The 1,390-nt window shown below is 62.6% G+C and carries 1 protein-coding gene; it reads right to left on the bottom strand.

What is annotated here, in order from left to right; translation table 11 throughout:
- Positions 1-306: 306 nt before the first annotated feature.
- Positions 307-1,362, bottom strand: a complete 1,056-nt coding sequence (locus FXV83_RS41060) for an IS110 family RNA-guided transposase (protein ID WP_148745717.1) — start codon at positions 1,360-1,362, stop codon at positions 307-309.
- Positions 1,363-1,390: the final 28 nt, after the last annotated feature.

The following is a 1,390-nucleotide window of genomic DNA, read 5'->3' as shown; positions in this document are numbered from 1 at the left end:
GGCCTCGAACGGGCCATTCGGGTCACCAGTGTTCGCATGCGCCGGGAAGACCGATCCTCCATCGTCGTCTCATCTCTCGCAGACCTCGGTGGGTAAGGGATATTGGTTACGTCATCTCGATAGCTCCTCACTTCGCGCCGTTCCTTTGTTCGTGCCTGGCGCTCGTTCCTTCGTCCCGGCCTGCGCGCGCAGACGCGCCGCGCGCAAGGGGCCGTCAAGGCCGGCCGTCGTGCTGTCCTGACGTCTTGCTCTACGCTGCCAGGCTGCGCCTTGACGGCCCCGAGCACGGCGCGAGGATTGGCCAGGTCAGGACGCCGTCTCCTCAGTCTTGGCACACTCGAAGGCGCGTCCCTTGTTGAGAACCGCCCAGGCGATCCGGGCGAGCTTGTTGGCGAGCGCAATCGCCAGCACGTTGTGATGCAATCGCTTCTTGGCAGCTTCGATCCAAGATTTGAGGCCGTAGCGCTCCCAGCACTTGACCTTGACCAGCACGACCCATGCGGCTTGGACGAACAGCGCACGTAGGTAGCGATTGCCGCGCCTTGATATCTTTCCGAGGATCGTGCGGTCGCCGGTCGAGATCTGCTTCGGCACCAGTCCAAGCCAGGCGCCGAAGTCGCGGCCTTTCGAGAACACGTCTCCAGTGCCGATCGCGGCCACCATTGCACTGGAGATAAGCGGGCCAATGCCGGGCACCGTCATCAGTCGCTCGCAGGCCTTATCTTGACGGGCCAGCGTTTCGATCTCGCTAGACAGCCCCTCGATACGCGCATCCAGCCGGCGCCAGTCGCCCGCCAGATCCTCGATGATGCGTAACATGCGAGGCGAGAGCACATCGGTGCGCGTCGCGAGGATACCCGGCAACTCAGACCGCAGGGAATGCAGGCCTTGGCGTACGGCGATACCCCGCTCCAGCAGGAACGCACGGATCTGATTGATGACGCCGGTACGCTGACCAACCAATCGCTCGCGGACGCGGTGCAGCGCCTGAAGGTCGAGCTGATCGGCTGTCTTGGTTGCGACGAATTTCATGGTCGGGCGTTGGACAGCCTCAGCGATGGCTTCCGCATCTCGGAAGTCATTCTTCTGTCCCTTCGAGTAGGGGCGCACGTATTTCGCCGGCATCAAGCGAGCGTCGTGGCCAAGCATTTGGAGCTTGCGGCTGAGGTGATGCGCGCCGACGCAGGCCTCCATACCGATCAAGCACGGCGGCAAATTGGCGAGCCGTGTTTCCACCTGGCTGCGTGACCACTTCTGCCGCAGCACGATGGCACCGCGGTGATCATGACCCACGAGGTGGAACGAGTTCTTGCCGATATCGATGCCAATCACGGCGATCGCTGTGTTGAGGTTCTGAGACATGGCGTGCTCCTTGACTTGAGCGCCCCTT

This window comes from Bradyrhizobium hipponense, from assembly GCF_008123965.1.
In the GTDB taxonomy this organism is placed as follows: Bacteria; Pseudomonadota; Alphaproteobacteria; order Rhizobiales; family Xanthobacteraceae; genus Bradyrhizobium; species Bradyrhizobium hipponense.
This window is presented reverse-complemented; position numbering and strand designations above follow the sequence as displayed.